This is a genomic window from Lentzea xerophila (genome assembly GCF_051094245.1).
GTDB classification, from domain to species: domain Bacteria; phylum Actinomycetota; class Actinomycetes; order Mycobacteriales; family Pseudonocardiaceae; genus Lentzea; species Lentzea xerophila.
On the sequence record NZ_CP194934.1, the window covers coordinates 2,635,517 to 2,654,121 of the forward strand.

Below are 18,605 nucleotides of genomic sequence, written 5' to 3' on the forward strand. Positions count from 1 at the left end.
GGGGTTCGAGCGAGCGGGCCCGCCTGGCCGGGGCGAGCGTTCCGGGGTCCTGCCGGCGGACGCGCCTTCGTCCGGCAGGACCTTGACGCGCCAGTGGGTTCTCGATAGATGTGAGCGTGAACATCGCGCGTTCAACGGAGAACCGATGACCAGACTCCTCGCTCTGCTCGCCGTTTCGGCGCTCACCCTCAGCACCGCGGCGCCCGCCACGGCGGCCGTCGACGCCGTCACGGTGAGACCGGATCCGACCTACCAGCAGGAGCCGTTCCAGGGCTGGGGCACGAGCCTGGTGTGGTTCGCGAACGCCACCGGCGGCTACCCGGACGAGATCCGCGACCAGCTCGCCGAACTGCTGTTCGGTGCGGACGGACTCAACCTGAACATCGCCCGGTACAACATCGGCGGTGGCAACGCGCCGGACGTCCCCGAGTACCTGCGGGCGGGCGCCGCGGTCCCCGGCTGGTGGAAGGCGCCGGCCGGCACGACTCGCATTGACACCGACTGGTGGAAGCCCGGTGACCCGCGGTTCTTCGACGCGGCAGCGGATCCGCGGCAGCGGTGGTGGGTCGACCGGATCAAGCGGGACGTGACGCGGTGGGAGTCGTTCAGCAACTCGCCGCCGTGGTTCCAGACCGTGAGCGGCTACGTATCCGGGGGCTTCGACCCGAACGCGGATCAGCTGCGCGAGGACCGGATCGGCGACTTCGCCGCGTACCTGGCCCAGGCGACGGCCGAGCTGGAACGGTCTCACGGCATCAGGTTCGCCACGGTAGACCCGTTCAACGAGCCCAACACCCCCTACTGGCGCACGACGCTCGGCCCGGACGGCAACCCCACCGGCGGGCGGCAGGAAGGCGCCCACCTGGGACCCGCCCTGCAGGCGAAGGTGGTGCCCGCGATGGCGGAAGCGTTGCGCGCCAACCGGGTGCAGGCGGCCGTGTCGGCGCCGGACGAGACCAACCCCGGCCTGTTCGCCGACGACTGGGCGGGTTACCCGGCCTCGGTGCGCGCACAGGTCGGCCAGCTGAACGTGCACACGTACGGTACGGCACGCCGCACGTCCGCCCGTGACATCGCCAAGGGCGCGGGCAAGCCGTTGTGGATGAGCGAGGTCGACGGGCACTGGGGCGCCGGGCAGAGCTTCACCAGCATGGACCCCGGCCTCGGTATCGCCGAGCGCGTGGTCGACGACCTGCGGGAGCTGGAACCGCGCGCCTGGCTGCTGTGGCAGGCGGTCGAGGACTACGACAACATGACGCCCGGCGCCGAGTCCCCGAACGGCATGAACTGGGGCGTGATCCAGATCCCGTTCGACTGCGGGCCGCGGGACACGCTCGCCACGTGCCCGGCGCGGGTCAACACGAAGTTCCACACGCTGCGGAACTTCACCCACTACGTGCGGCCGGGCGATCGTCTGGTGAAGGTCAACACCACGACCGACGTGGCGGCGGTGCGCAACACCGAGCTGAAGTCGGTGGTGCACCTGAACAAGACCGAGCAGGCGCAGTCCGTGACGCTGGACCTGTCGGCCTTCGCCTCGGTGCGGCCGAACGCTTCCGTCCGTCCTGTCGTGACTGACGAGCGCGGCGCGTTGGTGCAGGGCGCCGCCGTGCGGGTGAAGGACCGCAAGGCGACCCTCTCGGTGCCCGCGAGGTCGGTCACCACGTTCGAGGTGAGCGGTGTCAGCGGGGTGGACCGCACGGCCGCGCTGGGCGGGGAGTACCGGCTCACCGGCGTGCAGAGCGGCAGGTCGCTCGCGCCCTCGGGAACCTCGCTGGTCCAGCGCACCACCGATCTCGCCGCGGCGGACCAGGTGTGGCGCGTGGAGCGGCGCGCGGGCGGCTACGGCAACCGGGCCCAGTTCTCCGTCGTCAACGCCGCGACCGGTCAGCGCGTCGCGGCTGCCGGTGGCGACGTCGTGCTGGCGTTGTCGGACGGTCCTGCCGCGAGATGGGTGCTGTCGTCCACCGGTGACGGCACGTGGACGTTCGTCAACGCGCACAACGGAAGCCTGCTCGACGTGATCGGCGAGTCGCGTGAGGACGGTGCCAGAATCGGTCTGTACCAGGCGACTTCCGGCGCCAACCAGCGCTGGTCGGCGAGCGCCGTTGCGCGCCGGTAGCGGCTTGCTGCCGGCGCTGGTCCTGTTCGCCGGGGCCTGCACGGTGGCCCCTCCGGCGCCGCAGCCATCTGCGCGCACACCCTGGACGCCGCCCACCCTGGTCAACCAGGAGGTGCGCTGGGAGGGCGCGCTGCACTTCGTGCGGGACGTGCTCGACGGCCGGACCGTCGAGCTGGCCGACGGCACGCGGGTGCGGGTCGCCGGGCTGGTGGAGCCGGCGGAGTGCTCGGCGGCCGGCGCGCTCGCGTTCGCCAGGACGACCCTGCTCGCCAGTGCCGTCCGCGTCACCACGGAGGCGCCGGGCGAGGTGCGGCTCGCGCTGGAGGACGGCACGGACTACGCGTCGCTGGCGGTGCGGCAGGGCGCCCTGAGAGCCGACGGCGGGCCGCTCCTGACGGCGGAGGCCGAGGCGGCCGCCGCCGACAGGGGACTGTGGGGTCCACCGTGCGACGGGCTCAACGCCGCGCCGCCCAGTTCCGCGGCGCCGACGCCCCCTCCACGACCGGTTCCGACCACCACGGCTCCGCCCGCACGGTCCTGTGCCGTCTCCTACCGCGTCACCGGTCAGTGGCCGGGTGGCTTCCAGGCGTACGTGACCGTTCGCAACACGGGTGCCGCGCCGATCGACGGGTGGGGCGTGCGGTGGACTTTCGCCAACGGGCAGGTGGTCACCGAGATGTGGAACGCGACGCCGCGGCAGTTCCGTGCGACTGTCGACGCCGCGAACGTCCACTACAACGCGCGGATTCCGCCGGGTGGTTCGGTGGAGATCGGGTTCAACGGCTCGGTGCGCGGCGGGAACTCCGCTCCCGGCGCGTTCACGCTCAACGGCCGGTCGTGCTCGGTCGAATGATCACGCGCTCTCCCGCACGACCAGTCTGGAGGGGAAGAACGTCGCCATCGCGGTGTCGCGGCGGTCGAGCACGGCCCGCGCCGCGGCGGTGGCGATCTCCTCCACCGGGTGCGTGCTCGTCGTGAGTGCCGGGCGACTGAGACCCGCGAAGGCGATGTCGTCGAACCCGGCGACCGCCACGTCGGCCGGCACCCGCACGCCGAGCGCGTGCAGTCCGTCGAGGACACCGAGCGCGGTGAGGTCGCTGAGCGCGAACACGGCGTCGGTGTCCGGCCAGCGCGCCATGATCTCGACGGCCGCCTCGGCACCTCTCGCGGCCGTGAAATCGCCGGTGACGACCCTGGCTTCGCCGCCGCTGTCGCGCAGCACCCGCCGGTACGCCTCGACGGCGCGGTCGCCGCAGGGCAACCAGGACGGCCCGGTGACCATCGCGATCCGGCGCCGGCCGGTGCGCACGAGGTGCCGTACGACCCCGTCGGTGCCCGCGCGGTTGTCGACGTCGAACGACGGCACGTGCCGTGCGCCGACCCCGACTGCGGCGACCCGGCCGCGCAGGGCCCGCGGCACGGTCTCGAGCGCCGGTCGCGTCGGGTTCACCACCACGAGCCCGCCGAGCCCGCGGCCGTCGGCGAGCCGGGCGAGTGAGCTCGGGTCGTTCAGCGGTAACCAGTGCAGCGAGACGCCGACCTCGCGCTCGGCGGCGACGTGCGCCGCCGAGGTCAGGACGCGGCCGACGTACGGGTCGTCGAGCACGGCGGCGGTATGGCCGATGACGGCGATGGCGAGGCGCGTGCCGGTCCGGGTGACCAGTGCGCGGGCGGAGGCGTCGGGCACGTAGCCCAGTGCCGTCACCGCGGCGGTGACCCTGTCCCGCGCCTGTGGTGACGCCGGCCCCTGGCCGGTGATGACGCGGGAGGCGGTGGCCCGGGACACGCCCGCGGCCCGTGCCACGTCGTCCAGCGTGGCGGTGTGTTCTGCCGTCATCAGGGAAGTATTGCGGTGGAAGCGCTTCCATGTGTGGGGTAAGTACTTCGGTATCGAGAAAGGGAGGAACCGGATGTCGGTCACGGTGCCGCGCAACCAGGTCCGAGCCGCCGCCGCGGGGGTCGCGGTCACCTTCGGGCTCAACGGCGTGGCCGTGGCGACGTGGTTCGCCCGCGTGCCCGCCGCCCGTGACGCGCTGGGTCTGACCCCTGGCGCGCTGGGGCTGCTGCTGTTGGCGATGTCGGTGGGCGCGTGCCTCGCGATGCTCACCGCGGGCGAGGTCACGCACCGCCTCCGGCCACGGCGGACGGTGGCCGTGTCGGCGGTGACCGTCGCGGTGGGCCTCGCGGTCGCGGGAGTGGGAATCGGCTCGTACCCGTCCGCCGTGCTGACGGCGATCGGGATCTTCACGCTGGGCTACGGGTCGGGCCTGTGCGACGTGGCGATGAACGTCGAGGCCGCGGAGGTGGAACGCGCTCTCGGCAAGACGGTGATGCCGCGCTTCCACGCCATGTGGAGCCTCGGCACCGTGGCCGCCGCCGGTCTGGCGTCCTTCGCGGCGTGGGCGGTCCTGCCCGTGACCGCGCACCTCGCCGTGGTGGCCTTCGTGGTCGCCGGTGGCACGTTGGTGGCGGCACGGACGTACCGGTTGGCCCGCGAGGCGGAGCACGGCCGTGGCAGCGGTGTCATGGCCGCGTGGCGCGAGCCCCGCACGTTGCTGATCGGGCTGCTCGTGCTGGTGCTCGCGTTCACCGAGGGCACCGCGAACGACTGGGTGGCGGTCGCGTTCATCGACGGCTACGACCTCGACCCGGCGCTGGGCGCGGTGGTGTTCGGCGTGTTCGTCACGACGATGACGTTCGGCCGGATCTTCGGCACGATCGCCCTGGACCGCTGGGGCCGGGTGCCGGCGATCGTCGTCTCGATGCTGCTGGCCGCCTCCGGGGTGACGCTCGCGGTGTTCGCCGGGTCGCCTCTCGTCGCGGCCGCCGGGGTCGCGGTGTGGGGCCTCGGGACCGCGCTGGGCTTCCCGGTGGGCATGAGTGCCGCCGCCGACGATCCCGAACGGGCGGCGGCGCGGGTCAGCGTGGTCGCGGTCATCGGGTACACCGCGTTCCTCGCGGGGCCGCCGTTGGTCGGGCTGCTCGGGAACGAGATGGGCGTGCTGCGGGCTTTGCTGATCGTGCCGATTTTGTTGCTGCCCGCGCTGGCGCTCGTACCGATGCTGCGGCCGGTCGGAAAACAATGAGGCCTTGACGAGGCCTGGCAGGCGAACGCCGCGATCGACATCGATCGCGGCGTTCGTCGTTCGGCGGTGGGCGAAGGAGAAGAGCTGGTCAACCGCTCATCCGACGGCTGGACCGCGTTCGACGGCATTCGAGTCGAATAATCGTCGAATACCGGCCCGAATCGTCGAATGAATTCACTTCGTTGACGCATGGCGGACGCATTCGTAATATCCGTTTCACGATCGTGGACGCTGTTCAAGAATGTGAATCCTTTCCGAAGGGTATTCCGTCATGCGGCTTTTCGTTGGCGCGCTGGTTCTGGCCTGCGCAGGGACCGGGGCGGTGAGCCTCCCCGCGCACGCGGGCGGTGACCCGGCGCGGCAGGTGCTGCCCGCGGGCGACGGCTGGGCGTCGGCCGGGCCGGGCACGACCGGGGGAGCGGCGGCGCCGGCCGCGCACGTGCACGAGGTGCGCACGCGGGCCCAGCTCGTCGCGGCGCTCGCGGCCCCGGCGCCGCGGATCATCAAGGTCAGGGGCGTGATCGACGCCAACACCGGGGCTGACGGGAAACCGTTGCGCTGCGAGGACTACGCGGCCGACGGCTACACGCCGGCCGGGTACCTCGCTGCCTACGACCCGGCGGTGTGGGGGTGGGAGCGCGAGCCTGAGGGGCCGCTGGAGGAGGCGCGGGCGGCGTCGGCGAAGAGGCAGGAAGCGGTCATCGCGCTGAACGTCCAGGCGGACACCACGATCGTCGGGGTCGGGCGCGGGGCCGGGATCACCGGCGGCAGCCTGCGGATCCACAACGCGCGCAACGTGATCGTGCGCAACCTGACCTTCCGCGACACCCGTGACTGCTTCCCGCAGTGGGATCCCACGGACACCAGCCCCGGAGCTTCGCCGGGCAACTGGAACTCGCTGTACGACTCCGTGTCGATCCAGCGCTCGGAGAACGTGTGGGTCGACCACAGCACGTTCACCGACGAGCCGAACGTCGACAGCACCCAGCCGCTCTACTTCGGACGGCCCTACCAGGTGCACGACGGGCAGCTCGACATCACCAACGGCGCGGACCTCGTCACCGTGTCCCGCAACGTCTTCGCCGAGCACGGCAAGACCATGCTGATCGGCTCGTCGAACACCTCCACGACCGACCCGGGGAAGCTGCGGGTCTCGGTGCACCACAACGTCTTCCGCAACGTGCTGGAGCGCGCGCCCCGAGTGCGGTTCGGCCAGGTGCACGTCTACAACAACCTGTACGAGGGCGCGCAGACCTACAGCTGGGGCGTCGGAGTCAGGTCGCAGATCGTCGCGCAGAACAACCTCATCCGCGGCATCGCCCCCGAGAAGATCGTCTACAACTGGGGCGGCACGGCGATCACCGACACGGGCAACCTCGTCGACGGCAGGCCGGCCAGCCTGGTGGACGCGCACAACGCGGCGTTCCCGGACAAGGCCCTCGGCACGGACGCGGGCTGGACGCCGACGCTGCACCGCGGTCTCGAGCCCGCGCACCGGATCAGGCACCTGAAGGCGGGCGCGCAACCGGCCGGCCACCACCTCGTGGTGGGCCAGGGCTTCGCCACCGTGCAGGCCGCGATCGACGCGGCACCGGCCGGCGCCGTCATCACCCTGCCGAAGGGCGTGTACCGGGAGGTCGTCGAAGTCCCGGCCACCAAACGGAACCTCACCCTTCGTGGCGCCACCGGACGCGCCCACGACGTCGTGATCGACTACGACAACGCCAGCGGCACCAGGAAACCCGACGGCACCACGTACGGCACCACCGGCAGTGCCACTGCGACCATCGCCGCGGACGGGTTCACCGCCCGCGACCTCACCTTCCGCAACTCGTTCGACCGCGCGAAGCACCCGGAGATCACCGCGACGCAGGCCGTCGCCGTCAAGGCCACCGGCGACCGCGCCCTGTTCGACCGCGTGCGCTTCGAAGGCCACCAGGACACCCTGTACGCCGACACTCCGAACGCGAGTACCCGGTCACGCCAGTACTACCGGGACTGCGCCATCACCGGCGACGTCGACTTCCTCTTCGGCCGCGCGACGGCTGTCTTCGAACGGGCGACCATCACCGCGCTGAACCGCGGCCGGGACCCCAACGGGTACGTGACGGCCGCGAGCACGAGGAAGGACAACCCGCACGGCTTCCTGATCGTCGACTCGAAGATCCGCAGCGACGCCGGCGCGGGCACGTACTTCCTCGGCAGGCCCTGGCACCCCGGCGGCGACCCGGACGCGATCGCCCAGGTCGTCATCCGCGACACCGAGCTGCCCGCCGCGATCAAGAGCGCGCCGTGGACCGACATGTCCGGATTCCCCTGGCGCGGAGCCAGGTTCGCGGAGTACCGCAACACCGGACCGGGCGCGGGCACGGGCACCGGCCGCCCGCAGCTCACCGACGAGCAGGCACGGCAGCACACGAAGGCCGCCTACCTGAGCGGGTGGAACCCGGCGTGAGGACCCGCACCTGGGCGCCGTACGCCCTGATCGCCCCGACGCTCGTGCTGATGGCGATGTTCCTGGTCTACCCCATCGCGAGCGTCGGCTGGTTCAGCCTGCGCCAGCACACCGTCACGCAGCCGTGGAAGAACGGCTTCATCGGCTTCGAGAACTTCCGCCGGATGCTGTTCGAGGACCAGCTGTTCTGGCAGAGCCTCGTGTTCAGCGCCAAGTGGGTGGTCGTCGAGGTCGGCCTGCAGCTCGTGCTGGGGCTGGTTCTGGCGTTGATCGTCAACGAGACGTTCGTCGGCCGCGCGATGGCGCGGGCGCTGGTGTTCTCGCCGTGGGCGGTGTCGGGCGTGCTCACCACCGGCATCTGGATCCTGTTGTACAACCCGTCGACGGGGATCTTCCAGCAGCTCGCGCAGTGGGGCATCGGCGATCCCGGCACGTCCGTGCTCGGTGACCCGGCGACCGTGTTCCCGGCGACCGTCGTCACCGAGCTGTGGCGCGGGGTGCCGTTCTTCGCGATTCTCCTGCTCGCCGACCTGCAGACCATCCCGAACGACCTGTACGAGGCCGCGTCGGTCGACGGGGCCGGCCGGTGGCGCCGGTTCGTCAGTGTCACGCTGCCGCACCTGCGCGACGCGATCGTGCTGTCCACGTTGCTGCGCGCGGTGTGGGAGTTCAACAACGTCGACCTCATCTACACGCTCACCGGTGGTGGACCGGCGAACCAGACCACCACGCTGCCGCTCTACGTGGCGCGCAAGGCCGTCGACTCGCACGACTTCGGCTACGGCTCGGCGCTCACGATGGCGGGCTTCGTGATCCTGCTGTTCTTCTCGATCCTCTACCTGAGGGTGTCCAAGTTCGGGAGCCGAGCGTGACCCAGACACTCACCCGCCCGGAAACCCCGGTGGTGCCACCACCGGCCCCGCCGAGGCGCAAGAAGCACCGCGATCCGAGCCGGTACTTCCGGCTGCACCTGCCGTTGGTGCTCTACCTGCTGTTCACGCTGGTCCCGTTCTACTGGATGCTGGTCTTCGCGTTCCGGCCGACGGGCCAGACCTCGCTCGTGCCGTGGCCGATCACGCTCGAGCACTTCGACACGGTGTGGAACGGCATCGGGTTCGGGTTGTTCTTCCAGAACAGCCTGATCATCGGGGTCGGCACGATGGTCGTCGTCACCGTGTTCGCGCTCATGGGCGGCTACGCGCTGGCGCGCTTCAAGTTCCGCGGCCAGCGGGTGTTCCTGCTGGCGTTGTTGTGCACGCAGTTCATCCCCGGCGCGATGATGCTGATCCCGTTGTTCGTGATCTTCAAGTCCGCCGGGCTGCTCAACAGCCTCACCGGGCTGGTGATCGCCGACACCGCGTTCCAGCTGCCACTCGCGCTGATCCTGATGAGCGGCTTCGTGCGCAACGTCCCGATCGAGCTCGAAGAGGCCGCGATGGTCGACGGGTGCTCGCGGCTGCGCGCGTTCTTCGCGGTGACGCTGCCGCAGCTCAAGCCCGCGCTCGTGGCGGTCGGGTCGTTCGCGTTCATCGGGGCCTGGAACAACTTCCTGTTCGCGCTGATGTTCGCGAGCAAGCAGGACAAGTTCACGTTGCCGGTCGGGCTGAGCTACGCGCTGGGCGAGTTCAACACCGACTTCGGCGCGCTCGCGGCCGGCGGTGTCGTCGCCGCGGTGCCGGTCGTGCTGGTTTTCGCTGTCGTGCAGCGGTTCCTCGTGCAGGGACTGAGCGCGGGCGCGGTCAAGGGATGAGGGAGAGAGCATTGAAGAGACTGCTGGTCGCGCTCGTGCTCGTGCTGAGCGCCTGCTCCGCGGGACAGGACGGGCCCACGACGGTCACGTTCTGGGACAACAACGGTGGCCCCGGCCGCACGCCGATCTACCAGGAGCTGATCAAGCGGTTCGAGGCCGCGAACCCGGACATCAAGATCGAGTACGTCGGCATCCCCAGCTCGTCGGTGCAGCAGAAGTACGACACGGCCATCGCCGGCGGGTCCACCCCGGACGTCGGCGGTGTCACGACGTCCTACCTCGCGCACCTCGTCGGGCAGGACGCGCTCGAACCGGCCGACGACCGGGTGGAGAACGGCCCGCTCAAGGGAAAGCTGCTCAACGGCCTGCTGGAGACCGTGCGGCAGGCCGCGCCGGACGGCAAGCTCTACGCCGTGCCCGCGTCGGGCAACATGGACGTGATCTGGTACCGGTCCGACCGGTTCGAGGAGAACAAGATCGCTGAACCGTCCACCTGGGACGACCTGGCCAAGGCGGCCACCCAGCTGACCGACCCGGCGGCCAACCAGTACGGCTTCACCATCCGCGGTGGCGCGGGTTCGATCTTCCAGCTGCTCGCCGAGGCGTACTCCTACTCGGGCGTCGAGAAGTTCTACGACGGCGGCAGGAGCACGGTCGCCGACCCGCGCAACGCCGAGCTCGTGCGCAAGGTGGCCGAGCTGTACAAGAAGGCCACGCCCGAGGCCGACGTGAACAACAACTACACCCAGATGGTCGCGCAGTTCACCGGCGGCACGGTGGCGATGATGCACCACAACCTCGGCTCGACCGCGGACGTGATGAAGGCCCTCGGCCCGGAACGCGTCAGCGCCATGCCGTTGCCCAAGGGACCGTCCGGCAAGCGCACGGTGGTGCCGAACCCGACGGACGGCTTCGCGGTCTTCAAGGGCGGCAAGAACCGTGAGGCGTCCTGGAAGTTCGTCGAGTTCCTGACGTCGGCCGAGAGCAACGGCTACTGGAACGAGAAGGTCGGTCAGATTCCGGCGAACACCGACGTGCGCGGCGCCGAGTGGATCCAGCAGAACCCGGCCGTGAAGATGGCGCTCGGCGTGCTGGAGGACCCGGCGACCGTGCTGGTGCCCGCACCGGTGTACCTGCCCGAGTACTCGTCGATCACCAAGACCGACACCGAGCCGTTGTACCAGAAGGTGTTGCTCGGCCAGATGTCCGCGCAGGAGTTCCTCGACCAGCTCGCGGCCAAGCTGACGACCGCCCAGCAGGACTGGGAGAAGCGCAAATGATCGAACGCGTGGTGGTGCGGACGTTCAAGACCACGGCGGCCACGTCCGTCGACCCGGAGGGGCACCGGCACCCGGCACCGGAGCACGAGGTGGTCGAGGCGCTGCTGGAGGTCACCGACACCGACGGCGTCACCGGGTACTGCCAGGTGCAGCCCGACCAGCTGCGGCCGGCCGTGCTGGACAAGCACGTGCGGCCGGTGCTGCTCGGGCAGGACCCGTGGGATCGCGAACGGCTCTGGCGGCTGCTCGCGCGGCGGCAACGGGGATCGCACGGCGGGTTCACCGACCGTGCGCTCGGGTTCGTCGACCAGGCACTCTGGGACCTGGTGGCGCGCAGGGTGGAGCTGCCCGCGTGGAAGCTCGCCGGCGGTGCCCGTGACCGGATTCCGGCCTACGCCAGCACGATGTGCGGTGACACGGACGGCCTCGCGACACCGGCCGACTACGGTGACTTCGCGAAACACCTCGTCTCGGTGGGCTACCGGGCCATCAAGCTGCACACCTGGATGCCACCGGTGCCGGGTGCGCCCAGCGTCACCCGTGACATCGAGGCGTGCCGGGCGGTGCGCGAGGCGGTGGGACCGGACGTCGCGCTGATGCTCGACGCGAGCCACTGGTACTCGCGGACCGAGGCGCTGCGGCTCGGCAGGGCGCTGGAGGAGCTGGACTTCTACTGGTTCGAGGAACCGATGGAGGAGGCGTCGATCAGCTCCTACCGGTGGCTCACCGAGCAGCTCGGCATCCCGGTGATCGGCCCGGAGGTGGCGTGGGGCAAGCACCTCACCCGCGCCGAGTGGATCACCACGGGAGCCTGCGACGTCCTGCGGGCCGGTCCCGCGGGCAGCGGTGGCATCACCCCGGTGCTCAAGACCGTGCACCTCGCGGAGTCGTTCAACATGGACTGCGAGATCCACGGCAACGGGTCGGCCAGCCTCACCGTGCTCGGCGCGACCGACGCCGGCCGCTGGTACGAACGGGGTCTGCTGCACCCGCACGTCGACTTCGACCGGATCCCGCCGCACCGGAACTCGATCGCCGATCCGCTGGACCAGAACGGCGTCGTGACGCTGCCGTCGATTCCGGGAATCGGTGACGACTGGAATTTCGAACACATCGGAGTTCACACTCTTGAAGTATGGTGAGAAAAGCCCAGGCGTAATGCCGGGGCTTTTCCGCTAGCGGTAGGTGATGTCCGAGGACTTGAACAGGCAGTGTGTGCTGTCCGCTCCGGTGCCGATTTTCTTCGGTTCACCGCTCGTGACACCCTGGTACTTGTCGCAGATCGCAATCTTCTTGCTGCTGTCGCCGACTATCGTGATCCGCGAGAACCGCGCGGTGTCGCCGTAGTTGGTGTTGATGCCGACGAGGTTCTTGCCGGGGCGAACGCGGTGATGTTCTCCAGCACGACGTGCCGTTTGTGCTGCGTCTTGCAGTTTCCGCAGGACCGGTAGAGCTTGCCGAAGTCGTCCACCTGGAAGTTGCGGATGATCATCGTGTCCGGCCCGTTGTGCTGGAACACCTTGTCCGACGCCTTGCGCGCGCCGCCACCGCTGATGGTCATGGTCTGCGACGACGACGTGCCCTTGAAGGTGGCCGCGTCCTCGCCGACGTCCTCCCACCACACGTTGGAGAGCGTGCAGGTGCCGAGGCAGTGGACCCCGTCCGCCGCCGGCGCGCCGAGCACGACGTTCTTCAGCGTCGCGCCGTCGGCCAGCTGGAAGATCGGGCCCTGGTCCTCGCCCTGGCCGCCGGAACCGAGGTTGCCGGTCCCGTAGAACCGTTTCATGCCACCGTCGTAGGTGCCCGGCGGGACCTTGATGGTCGCGCCGACCGGAGTGGATCCGGACGGGGTGGGGAAGGTGCTGCCCGCGGCCTGTGCCCCAGGTGCGAGAAAGGCGGCCAGTGCCACGGCCAACGCCGTTGTTGCCAGTTTCTTCATGTGCGCTCCGCTTGCAGGGGGATGCGCGGCGGTAATTCGATGGTAGGTCGAAGATCGTTCCTGTCAACCGGTTTCGATTGTTCGAATCGAATATCGTCGAATTGGTTGACCGCTCTGTTCCCGACTGGTTGTGTGAGTTGCACCGCCGCTCACTCATTGGGAGCGTGGAATGATTCCAAAACGCGCAGCATTGATTTCCGCGGCCGCGCTGGTTCTCGGCGCGGTGTCCGTTCCCCAGGCGACCGCCGCACCGTTCGGGCTGGTCGGCTGGGCCACTCAGGGAGGTGGCACGACGGGCGGAGGCAGCGCCACGCCGGTCACCGTCACCACGGCGTCCGCGTTCGCGGCGGCCGTCCAGTCCTCGAGTCCCGCCGTCGTGCGGGTGTCCGGCACGATCTCGCTGTCGAGCATGACGAAGGTCGCCTCGAACAAGACCATCGAGGGTGTCGGCTCGAGCGCCGCGATCACCGGCGAGGGCCTGAACATCTCCAAGGTCTCGAACGTGATCGTGCGCAACCTCAACTTCCGCAGCTGGGGTGACGACGCGATCAACGTCCAGTACTCCACCCGCGTGTGGGTCGACCACAACACCTTCTCCAACGGCTACGACGGTGCGGTCGACGTCAAGCGGGCCTCCGACTACGTCACGGTGTCCTGGAACAAGTTCACCAGTCACAACAAGACGATGCTGCTCGGTCACAGCGACGGCAACGGTTCGGAGGACCGGGGCAAGCTCCGGGTGACCTACCACCACAACTGGTTCGACGGAACGCAACAGCGCCACCCGCGCGTGCGGTTCGGCAACCCGGTGCACGTCTACAACAACTACTACGGCGGTGTGACCGACTACGGCGTCGCGTCGACCGTCGAGGCCGGGGTCCTGGTCGAGGGCAACTACTTCGAGAACACCGAGGACCCGTTCCACCGCGGCGAGGGCAGCTCGTCCGGTGGCTCACTGGTGGCGCGCGACAACCACTTCGTCAACTCCGGAACGGGTGACCAGGGCGGCTCGGTCAAGAGCATTCCCTATTCCTACCCGCTGGACAGCGCGAGCAGCGTGAAGAGCGTGGTCACGGCCGGGGCCGGCGCCGGACGAGGCTGACGAGACCTGGGGGCGCCCGAAGTGGCGTGGGCGCCCCCACCCTCGTCTGGGACCGCTCCCAGAATTCCACTCGAAGGGAGCAGTAAGAGGAACCGGCAGACGAACCCTCGTTGTGCCGCATGGACCAAAGCGGAGCGCCTTCCGGTGCAACGTGGACTGCACCGGCGGCCAGGTGGCCGATGTGGTCCACGTTACAGTGCCGTGAACTCTGGGAGCGCTCCCAGTAGTCGAGAGGGCGGCGGCATGACTCGACGAAGAGTGGCGTTGGCGGTAGCGGCGGTGGTGCTGACCGGCGGGGTACCCGCCGTCGCGGCACCGGCCGCGGTGGGCTGCACCGTCACCTACCAAGTCACCAACGAATGGAACACCGGATTCGGCGCGGCTGTGTCGATCCGCAACGACGGGGAGGCGCTGAACGGCTGGAACCTCACGTGGACGTTCCCTGACGGGCAACGCGTCACGCAGGGCTGGAGCGGCAACTTCACGCAGACCGGCGCTGTGGTGAGCGTGACCAACCCGGACTGGGCGCGCTCGCTGCCCTCGGGCGGCACCGCGCAGGTCGGCTTCAACGGCAGCAAGGGCTCGACGAACCGGCCACCGACGGACTTCGCCGTGAACGGCGTGTCCTGCACGGGGCCCAACAAGGCGCCCTCCGTGGCGCTGACCGCGCCGGCCAGTGGCAGCAGCTACACCCTGCCCGCGCAGATCCCGCTGGCGGCGACCGCACAGGACACCGACGGCTCGGTGGCCAAGGTCGACTTCTACGCGGGCGACCAGCTGATCGCGACCGACACCAGCGCGCCGTTCAGCGGCACGTGGACGTCGGCGCCGGCCGGTGACCACAGCATCACCGCGCGGGCGACGGACGACCGCGGCCTCACCACGGCCTCCGCTCCGGCGGCGGTCAAGGTGCTGTCGGGCCCGGCGGTCCTCGCGTCACCGAGCACGGTCTCGGTCAAGCAGGGCCAGACGGCGACGTTCGACGTCTCCCTGGCCACGGCACCGAGCCAGCCCGTCACCGTCACGATCGCCCGCGACGGCAGTGCGGACCTGACGGCGACCCCCGCGACGCTCACGTTCACCAGCACCGCGAAGCAGACGGTGACGGTGACGTCGGCGGGCAACGGCGGTGAGCTCGGAACCGCCACCTTCACGGCCTCGGCCACCGGGCACAACCCGGCGACCGTGACGGTCAAGGAGCTCGATCCGTCCACTTCGGACTTCAACAAGGCGTTCCTCGACCAGTACAACAAGATCAAGGACCCGGCGAGCGGCTACTTCCGCAAGTTCGGCGACCTGCTCGTGCCGTACCACTCGGTCGAGACGCTGGTGGTCGAGGCGCCGGACCACGGTCACCAGACCACGTCCGAGGCGTTCAGCTACTACCTGTGGCTGGAGGCGAGCTACGGCCGGGTGACCGGTGACTGGGCGCCGTTCAAGTCCGCCTTCGCGTCGATGGAGAAGTTCATCATCCCGGCGAAGGCCGACCAGCCGACGAACGACAAGTACGACGCGGCCAAGCCCGCGACGTACGCGCCGGAGCACCCGAGGATGGACCGCTACCCGGCGGTGCTCGACGGCACCGTCCCGGTCGGACAGGACCCGATCGCGGGCGAGCTGAAGTCCGCGTACGGCAACTCGGACGTCTACGGCATGCACTGGCTGATCGACGTCGACAACACCTACGGCTTCGGCCGGTGCGGTGACGGGACGACGGCACCCGCGTACATCAACACCTACCAGCGCGGCTCGTCGGAGTCGGTGTGGGAGACGATCCCGCAGCCGTCGTGCGACACGTTCGCACATGGTGGCCCCAACGGCTTCCTGGACCTGTTCACCAAGGACGCCTCCTACGCCAAGCAGTGGAAGTACACCAACGCACCGGACGCGGACGCCCGCGTGGTGCAGGTGGCGCTGCTCGCCCAGCAGTGGGCCACGGCGCAAGGCAAGGCGGCGGACATCTCCAGCGAGATCAGCAAGTCCGCGAAGATGGGCGACTACCTGCGGTACGCCATGTTCGACAAGTACTTCAAGCGCATCGGCAACTGCACCAGCCCCTCGTCGTGCCCCGGCGCGACGGGCAAGGACAGCGCGCACTACCTGATGTCCTGGTACTACGCGTGGGGTGGCGCGACCGACACTTCCGCGGGCTGGGCGTGGCGCATCGGCGACGGTGCCTCGCACCAGGGCTACCAGAACCCGTTGGCGGCACACGCCCTTGCGAACGTGCCGGCGCTCAAGCCGTTGTCCGCCACCGGCCAACAGGACTGGGCGACGTCGCTGAGCCGGCAGCTGGAGATGCTGCAGTGGCTGCAGTCGGCCGACGGTGGTCTCGCCGGCGGTGTCACGAACAGCTGGGAGGGTCAGTACGGCTCGCCTCCCGCGGGCACGCCGACGTTCTACGGCATGTACTACGACGCCCACCCGGTGTGGCGCGACCCGCCGAGCAACCGGTGGTTCGGCTTCCAGGTGTGGGGGATCGAGCGCACGGCGGCGCTGTACCGGCTGACCGGTGACGCGCGCGCCAAGAAGATCCTCGACAAGTGGGTGCCGTGGGCGATCGCGAACACCACGACCGGCACGAACTTCCAGATCCCCTCGGACCTCGAGTGGTCGGGAGCGCCGGACACGTGGAACGCGACCAACCCCGGCGCGAACGCGAACCTGCGGGTCCGCGTGCTCAACCACAACCAGGACGTCGGTATCGCCGCGTCGTACGCCAAGGTGCTGCTGAACTACGCGGCGAGGTCGGGCAACGCCCAGGCCAAGACCACGGGTGAAGCGCTACTGACGTCGTTGCTCGAGCACCAGGACAGCATCGGCATCGCGACGCCGGAGACCCGCGCGGACTACAACCGGTTCGACGACGTCTACAACACCTCCACCGCGGAGGGCCCGTACGTGCCGCCGGGCTGGACCGGGACGATGCCCAACGGCGACCAGATCGGGCAGGGCGCGTCGTTCCTGTCGATGAGGTCAGGATTCCGCGACGACCCGAACTGGCCGAAGGTGCAGTCCTATCTGGACGGTGGTCCGGCGCCGACGTTCACCTTCCACCGCTTCTGGGCCCAGGCGGAGATCGCGACCGCCTTCTCCCTGCACGCAGAGATCTACGGGTGAGGAGTCCCGAGATGAGGAAACGCATAGCGCTCCTGGCCGTCGCGGCCGCGGTCGGCGCCGTCCTGGTGCACACCGGTGGCACGGCCGTCGCGCACGGTTCGATGGTCTGGCCGGGCAGCCGCACCTACCTCTGCTACGAGGACGGCCGCGCCGGCGGCGGTGGCGGCGACCTGCAGCCCACCAACCCGGCGTGTGTCGCCGCGGTCGCGCAGGGCGGGAAGCAACCGCTGTGGGACTGGTTCGGCAACCTGATCAGCAACGCAGCCGGACGCCACCGGGAGATCGTTCCCGACGGCAGCCTCTGCGGTCCCACCACGAAGTACTCCGCCTACAACCTCGCCCGCGCCGACTGGCCGGTGACGCAGGTCCAGGCGAACAGCACGGTCACCTTCCGGTACAACGCGTGGGCACCGCACCCCGGAACGTGGGAGCAGTTCGTCACCAGGGACGGCTTCGACCCGACGAAGCCGCTCAGGTGGTCGGACCTGGAGTCCGTGCCGTTCGACAAGGTGACGAACCCGCCGCTGGCCAACGGTGAGTACGCGTGGCAGGCCCGGCTGCCCAACAAGACGGGCCGGCACATCATCTACTCGCTGTGGCAGCGTTCGGACAGCCCGGAGGCGTTCTACAGCTGTTCGGACGTCGTGTTCGGTGGTGGCACCGGCACTCCGGACACCCGTGCGCCCTCCGCGCCCGGCACTCCGGTCGCTTCCGGCGTCACCAGCAGCACGGTGAAGCTGGACTGGCCGGCGTCGACGGACGACGTGGGCGTGAGCTCCTACCGCGTGTACCGCGGCGACCAGGTGGTCGCCACGTCGTCCACGAACTCGGCGACGGTCAGCGGCCTGAGCGCGGACACGCAGTACGCGTTCACGGTGGTGGCGACGGACTCCGCGGGCAACACCTCCTCGGCGTCGCCGAGCGTCACGGTCAGGACGGCGACCGGTGGTGGTGGCCCAACGGGTTCCTGCACGGTGACGTACTCGCGGCCGAGCACGTGGAGCGGCGGGTTCACCGCCAACGTGACGGTGTCCAACAGCGGCACCGAAGCGATCCCCGCGTGGCAGCTCGTGTGGGACTTCCCTGCGGGACAACAGCTGTCGCAGGCCTGGTCGTCGACCGTCACGGTCGCGAACGGGCAGGCCACGGCGAAGGGCGTGTCGTACAACGCGGATCTCGCACCTGGCGGCACGGCGTCGTTCGGCTTCAACGCCACGACGACGTCGACACCGTCCGATCCGACGTCCTTCACGCTCAACGGTTCCGCGTGCGCCATCCGGTGATGAGGGCGTTGCTCGCCCTCCTGGTGGTGGGTTCGGTGACGTTCGCCCTCCTCGTCGGACGCGCCGAACCCACCCCAGACCTCAGCAAGGGCGTCGACGGAATCGCCGCGTGGCTGCACGACCTGACCGACGAGTGCACGACCGTCCGGCGGGGCGACGACTTCACCGACTTCGCCGGTCCGGTGCGGTCGAAGGTCTACGCGCCGTTCATCGCGGAATGGGGTACCTGCGCCAAGGAGCCGTACGGGCGGCTCGGGCTGCTGGTCCTGCGGCCAGGGCTGGAACAGGCCTGGCGAACGGCGCTCGCGAACGGCGAGGTCCGGGGCGACCCGGACCTCGCCTTCGGGGACGGCTTCGCGCTCACCGGCTCGATCGGCATGGAGTACCTCGGGCTGAAAAGACTTGAGTGCACGCCCACCGCGTGTTCGCTCATTGAGATCAAGCACCACTGAGAGAGACAGGAGATCC

At 69.6% G+C, this 18,605-nt stretch carries 14 protein-coding genes; 12 read left to right on the top strand and 2 right to left on the bottom strand.

Annotated features, from left to right (window positions below):
* Window positions 1-145: 145 nt before the first annotated feature.
* Entirely contained in the window at window positions 146-2,122 is a 1,977-nt protein-coding gene (locus tag ACRSBM_RS12840; RefSeq protein ID WP_434443213.1) for an RICIN domain-containing protein, read from the top strand.
* A complete protein-coding gene (locus tag ACRSBM_RS12845; protein ID WP_434443214.1) occupies window positions 2,109-2,975 on the top strand; it encodes a cellulose binding domain-containing protein in 867 nt (288 codons plus the stop codon). Before ACRSBM_RS12840 ends, ACRSBM_RS12845 begins: the two co-directional genes overlap by 14 nt.
* Here the strand turns inward: ACRSBM_RS12845 and ACRSBM_RS12850 are convergent, their stop codons facing one another.
* Window positions 2,976-3,959 (bottom strand): LacI family DNA-binding transcriptional regulator, encoded by a 984-nt coding sequence (locus ACRSBM_RS12850; protein ID WP_434443215.1) that lies wholly within the window; start codon window positions 3,957-3,959, stop codon window positions 2,976-2,978.
* A 73-nt stretch (window positions 3,960-4,032) separates the two neighbouring features.
* On the opposite strand from ACRSBM_RS12850, the gene ACRSBM_RS12855 reads away from it, so the two are divergent.
* The 6 genes from ACRSBM_RS12855 to ACRSBM_RS12880 all read left to right on the top strand — a co-directional run bounded on the left by ACRSBM_RS12855 (window position 4,033) and on the right by ACRSBM_RS12880 (window position 11,835).
* Window positions 4,033-5,208 (top strand): MFS transporter, encoded by a 1,176-nt coding sequence (locus ACRSBM_RS12855; protein ID WP_434443217.1) that lies wholly within the window; start codon window positions 4,033-4,035, stop codon window positions 5,206-5,208.
* Between the two features lie 271 nt (window positions 5,209-5,479).
* Window positions 5,480-7,663 carry a pectinesterase family protein gene (locus ACRSBM_RS12860; RefSeq protein ID WP_434443218.1) on the top strand — a complete coding sequence of 728 codons (2,184 nt, stop codon included), beginning with the start codon at window positions 5,480-5,482 and terminating at the stop codon, window positions 7,661-7,663.
* Window positions 7,660-8,535, top strand: coding sequence for a carbohydrate ABC transporter permease (locus tag ACRSBM_RS12865; protein WP_434443219.1), 876 nt, complete (start codon window positions 7,660-7,662; stop codon window positions 8,533-8,535). The genes ACRSBM_RS12860 and ACRSBM_RS12865 overlap by 4 nt, the downstream gene beginning before the upstream one ends.
* Window positions 8,532-9,413, top strand: a complete 882-nt coding sequence (locus ACRSBM_RS12870) for a carbohydrate ABC transporter permease (protein WP_434443221.1) — start codon at window positions 8,532-8,534, stop codon at window positions 9,411-9,413. Before ACRSBM_RS12865 ends, ACRSBM_RS12870 begins: the two co-directional genes overlap by 4 nt.
* Before the next feature lie 11 nt (window positions 9,414-9,424).
* Entirely contained in the window at window positions 9,425-10,693 is a 1,269-nt protein-coding gene (locus tag ACRSBM_RS12875; protein WP_434443223.1) for an ABC transporter substrate-binding protein, read from the top strand.
* On the top strand, window positions 10,690-11,835 hold the full coding sequence (locus ACRSBM_RS12880; RefSeq protein ID WP_434443225.1) for an enolase C-terminal domain-like protein: 1,146 nt from the start codon (window positions 10,690-10,692) through the stop codon (window positions 11,833-11,835). The genes ACRSBM_RS12875 and ACRSBM_RS12880 overlap by 4 nt, the downstream gene beginning before the upstream one ends.
* Before the next feature lie 167 nt (window positions 11,836-12,002).
* Here ACRSBM_RS12880 and ACRSBM_RS12885 read toward each other — a convergent pair whose 3' ends face one another.
* Window positions 12,003-12,632, bottom strand: a complete 630-nt coding sequence (locus ACRSBM_RS12885) for a pectate lyase (RefSeq protein ID WP_434443227.1) — start codon at window positions 12,630-12,632, stop codon at window positions 12,003-12,005.
* 169 nt (window positions 12,633-12,801) lie between these two features.
* Between ACRSBM_RS12885 and ACRSBM_RS12890 the strand changes: the two genes are divergently transcribed.
* From ACRSBM_RS12890 to ACRSBM_RS12905, 4 genes are all read left to right on the top strand, one after another.
* Window positions 12,802-13,734: a pectate lyase family protein gene (locus tag ACRSBM_RS12890; RefSeq protein WP_434443229.1), complete on the top strand. Its 933-nt coding sequence runs from the start codon at window positions 12,802-12,804 to the stop codon at window positions 13,732-13,734.
* A gap of 243 nt (window positions 13,735-13,977) precedes the next feature.
* Complete coding sequence (locus tag ACRSBM_RS12895; RefSeq protein ID WP_434443231.1) at window positions 13,978-16,854, top strand: glycoside hydrolase family 48 protein; 2,877 nt, start codon at window positions 13,978-13,980, stop codon at window positions 16,852-16,854.
* Between the two features lie 11 nt (window positions 16,855-16,865).
* Window positions 16,866-18,137 (top strand): lytic polysaccharide monooxygenase, encoded by a 1,272-nt coding sequence (locus ACRSBM_RS12900; protein ID WP_434443233.1) that lies wholly within the window; start codon window positions 16,866-16,868, stop codon window positions 18,135-18,137.
* Window positions 18,122-18,589 (top strand): hypothetical protein, encoded by a 468-nt coding sequence (locus tag ACRSBM_RS12905; protein ID WP_434443235.1) that lies wholly within the window; start codon window positions 18,122-18,124, stop codon window positions 18,587-18,589. The genes ACRSBM_RS12900 and ACRSBM_RS12905 overlap by 16 nt, the downstream gene beginning before the upstream one ends.
* Window positions 18,590-18,605: the final 16 nt, after the last annotated feature.

What these genes read in the sequence shown, in the direction of transcription:
- ACRSBM_RS12840 (WP_434443213.1), top strand. Translation starts at nt 146, where the DNA reads ATGACCAGACTCCTCGCTCTGCTCGCCGTTTCGGCGCTCACCCTCAGC.
- ACRSBM_RS12850 (WP_434443215.1), bottom strand. Translation starts at nt 3,959, where the DNA reads ATGACGGCAGAACACACCGCCACGCTGGACGACGTGGCACGGGCCGCG.
- ACRSBM_RS12855 (WP_434443217.1), top strand. Translation starts at nt 4,033, where the DNA reads ATGTCGGTCACGGTGCCGCGCAACCAGGTCCGAGCCGCCGCCGCGGGG.
- ACRSBM_RS12860 (WP_434443218.1), top strand. Translation starts at nt 5,480, where the DNA reads ATGCGGCTTTTCGTTGGCGCGCTGGTTCTGGCCTGCGCAGGGACCGGG.
- ACRSBM_RS12880 (WP_434443225.1), top strand. Translation starts at nt 10,690, where the DNA reads ATGATCGAACGCGTGGTGGTGCGGACGTTCAAGACCACGGCGGCCACG.
- ACRSBM_RS12885 (WP_434443227.1), bottom strand. Translation starts at nt 12,632, where the DNA reads ATGAAGAAACTGGCAACAACGGCGTTGGCCGTGGCACTGGCCGCCTTT.
- ACRSBM_RS12890 (WP_434443229.1), top strand. Translation starts at nt 12,802, where the DNA reads ATGATTCCAAAACGCGCAGCATTGATTTCCGCGGCCGCGCTGGTTCTC.
- ACRSBM_RS12895 (WP_434443231.1), top strand. Translation starts at nt 13,978, where the DNA reads ATGACTCGACGAAGAGTGGCGTTGGCGGTAGCGGCGGTGGTGCTGACC.
- ACRSBM_RS12900 (WP_434443233.1), top strand. Translation starts at nt 16,866, where the DNA reads ATGAGGAAACGCATAGCGCTCCTGGCCGTCGCGGCCGCGGTCGGCGCC.